General features: G+C 62.9%; 3 protein-coding genes and 1 pseudogene. 3 read left to right on the top strand and 1 reads right to left on the bottom strand.

Translation table 11 applies throughout. The features are described 5' to 3' along the window. Positions 1-507, bottom strand: a 507-nt coding sequence (locus tag EOA86_RS27930) for a hydantoinase/oxoprolinase N-terminal domain-containing protein (protein ID WP_281035701.1), incomplete at its 3' end; no start/stop codon positions are given. Between the two features lie 211 nt (positions 508-718). Between EOA86_RS27930 and EOA86_RS27925 the strand changes: the two genes are divergently transcribed. From EOA86_RS27925 to EOA86_RS27915, 3 genes and pseudogenes are all read left to right on the top strand, one after another. Further along, the gene (locus EOA86_RS27925; RefSeq protein ID WP_128344623.1) at positions 719-1546 is read left to right on the top strand and encodes a ferredoxin--NADP reductase; all 828 of its coding nucleotides are present in this window, start codon (positions 719-721) and stop codon (positions 1544-1546) included. 160 nt (positions 1547-1706) lie between these two features. Then, positions 1707-2771, top strand: a complete 1065-nt coding sequence (gene deoC / locus EOA86_RS27920; protein ID WP_128344621.1) for a deoxyribose-phosphate aldolase — start codon at positions 1707-1709, stop codon at positions 2769-2771. 216 nt (positions 2772-2987) lie between these two features. Next, positions 2988-3243, top strand: a pseudogene (locus tag EOA86_RS27915) (aldehyde dehydrogenase); the annotation flags it as partial.

The raw sequence follows: 3243 nt of genomic DNA, 5'->3' as shown, positions 1-3243 counted from the left end.
GATGACGAGGGATTCGCAGCCGGCCTCGATCAACTGGGAAATCGCCGCGCGCATCTCGGCTTCGTCGAGCGGGATGCGCACTGCGCCCGAGGCTTCGACGCGCTCCGACACTTCAAGCCGCAGATTGCGCGGAATGATCGGGACGAAGCTGCCTGTCATGCCATAGGGCTGCGGCCGCGTTCGCCGGCCAAGCTCGATGACATCGCGAAAGCCGCGCGTGGTGATCATGCCGGTCTTGGCCAGCCGGCGTTCCAGCACAGCGTTGGTGGTGGTCGTCGTGCCGTGCACGATGAGGTCGATGCCGCGGATGGGGAAACCGGTGGCGCCGAGCGCCGAAACGACGCCGAAGGCCTGGTTGTCGGTAGTGGTCGGGGTCTTGGCGATATGCACCTTGCCGCCGCCCCGGCCGTCGATCAGAAGCAGGTCGGTAAAGGTTCCGCCGACATCGATGCCGGCGACGACGCTGCCGAGGGAATCCAGCGTCTGCGCCGAAAAATTCTCTTTCATTGTCGAAACCCGAAATATCAGGACTACCGATATGTGTCAGTTTGGAAAGGTGTTTCACGCTGGCGTCTTGACGCAAATATCATTTGTATACTAATAAATTCGGGACACAAGAGCTTACCGTGCAAACGGGCACGCCGGGACCTGATCGGTTCGGGCGCGCAGGAGAAGGTTTGGCGTCAGCGCCCTCGGGTTGGCCAGAAGGTTAGGTTTGATGAACACCATATCAACGCTCAACACCGCCGGCGCCCGGCCGCTGCAGTTTCCTATACCGGCCAATGTCTATGCCGAAACCGTCGTCTCGGTGAAGCACTACACCGACCGGCTGTTTTCGTTCCGCATCACCCGGCCGCAATCGCTGCGTTTCCGCTCCGGCGAATTCGTCATGATCGGCCTGCCAAATGCCGAGAAACCGGTGTTCCGCGCCTATTCGATCGCCAGCCCTGCCTGGGACGACGAACTGGAATTCTTCTCGATCAAGGTGCCGGACGGCCCGCTGACCTCGCAACTGCAGAAGATTCAGATCGGCGACACCGTCATAATGCGGCAAAAATCGACCGGCACGCTGGTGGTCGACGCGCTGACCCCGGCCAAGCGCCTGTTCATGATCTCGACAGGCACCGGTATAGCGCCCTTCGCCAGCCTGCTGCGCGATCCCGACACCTATGAAAAATTCGAGCAGGTGATCCTGACCCACACTTGCCGCGACAATGCCGAACTCACCTACGGCCAGGAGCTGGTTGCAGAGCTGGAGAACGATCCGCTGATCGGCGAGCTGACCGGCGGCCGCGTCACGCTCTACAATTCGACGACGCGTGAAACCTCCGAGCGCATGGGCCGCATCACCGCGCTGATCGGCTCGGGAAAGTTCTATGCCGATCTCGGCATCGACAAGCTCGATCCGGAGACCGACCGAATAATGATCTGCGGCTCGATGCATATGCTTAGGGATGTCAAGGAACTGGCCGAAAGCCTCGGCTTCGAGGAAGGCTCGCTGCATCATCCGGCGAGCTTCGTCGTCGAGCGCGCCTTCGTCGGCTGAGACGGCGGGGCGCTTCGGCGCCCGCCTCAAACGGGTTTGACCATACGGTCAAAAATCTGCTGCTTTCGCGGCCTTTTTCAACTATGACCGCTTGAAGGACTCGTGAAGCGCTGCTTCGCGGGCTATTCTCGGTGGACGTCGCTGAACAAAGGGGCAGGAGATGAGCAGCACAATCCGCGAGGCCGATCTCGGTGCCGACAGGTTGGGCGCGCCCAAGGTCACGCCGCTGCCGGCGCGCACCGCCGCCAACGCGCCGGTGTCGCAAGCGCACGGCATTGCCCGCAACCCCGGCATGAAGCTCGATCTCGGCTTCATGGAATCGATGCGCAGCGTCAACCGCTCGGCGCTGGAACGGCGTGTCGCCAGTCTGACCAAACGACGCTCGATCAAGGCCGCCAACCAGGCCGCCTGGCTGCTGCGCGCCGTCGCCTGCATGGCCCTGCCCACGCTGAACTCGAACGACACCGACGAGCGCGTGCGCCGGCTCTGCGCCAAGGCGGTCAATCCGTTCCGCCGCGACATCGTCGAAGGTCTCGGCATTACAGGTGAAAAGATCCGCCCGGCGGCGGTCTGCGTCTATCATCCCTTCGTCGCCACCGCCGTCGATGCGCTGCGCGGCAGCGGCATCCATGTCGCCGCCGTATCCACTGCGTTCCCGCACGGCCTCACCCCGCTGTCGACGCGTCTGCAGGAGATCGAAGCTTCGGTGAGCGAGGGCGCCGACGAGATCGACGTCGTCATTCCGCGCGGCCTGGTCTTCGGAGCGAAATGGCAGGAACTCTATAACGAGATCGTTGCGATGCGCGCCGCCTGCGGCGAGGCGCATCTCAAGGTCATTCTCGGTACCGGCGATCTCGCCACGCTGCGCAACGTCATGCTGGCGTCGATGGTGGCGATGATGGCGGGCGCCGATTTCATCAAAACCTCGACCGGCAAGGAAAGCGTCAACGCGACGCTGCCCGTCGGCCTTGCCATGGTGCGCGCCATCCGCGCCTATTTCGAGGAAACCGGCTATCTCATCGGCTTCAAGCCGGCCGGCGGCATATCCACGGCAAAGGCGTCGCTCGACTGGCTGGTGCTGATGAAGGAAGAACTGGGACGGCGATGGCTGGAGCCGGACCTGTTCCGCTTCGGCGCGTCGAGCCTTTTGACCGACATCGAGCGCCAGCTCGAACACCATCTGACCGGTCACTATTCGGCCAATCATCGCCACGCGATGGCGTAGGGCGGACCTAGCTTTGAACGTAGAGTTCCGTCGCGCCCCCCTCTGTCCTCCCCACTCGTGGGGAGATTGGCTGTCATCGGCGATTTCGCCAACTGCTGACGTTGCAGAATGGCCGCAGCCAAACATGAAGTCCGATCTCCCCCCTTGTGGGGGAGATGTCCGGCAGGACAGAGGGGGGCGCGAAGGATCGCCTGCCTCGCTGAAGAGGAGCGCTCCGTGAACATTCTCGAACGCTATCATGCCATGGACTACGGTCCGGCGCCGGAGGCCCGCAATGAAGCCGATGCGTGGCTTGCTGCGCGCGATTTCTCCAAAGCGCTGTTCATCGGCGGCGACTGGAAGGCGGCCAGCGGCGGCAAGACTTTCGACACCAGCGATCCCGCCTCCGGCAAATTGCTGGCCAAGGTCTCGGATGCCGGTGCTGCCGATATCGATGCGGCGGTTTCGGCCGCGACAAAGCGCTGCCGAGATG

The sequence above is a fragment of the Mesorhizobium sp. M5C.F.Ca.IN.020.32.2.1 genome, from assembly GCF_004023105.1.
Classification (GTDB): Bacteria; Pseudomonadota; Alphaproteobacteria; order Rhizobiales; family Rhizobiaceae; genus Mesorhizobium; species Mesorhizobium wenxiniae.
The sequence above is the reverse complement of the archived record's forward strand: the minus strand, read 5'-3'. Positions and strand labels throughout refer to the sequence as shown.

Coding starts and splice junctions, on each gene's coding strand:
- EOA86_RS27925 (WP_128344623.1), top strand. CDS start 719: ATGAACACCATATCAACGCTCAACACCGCCGGCGCCCGGCCGCTGCAG.
- deoC (WP_128344621.1), top strand. CDS start 1,707: ATGAGCAGCACAATCCGCGAGGCCGATCTCGGTGCCGACAGGTTGGGC.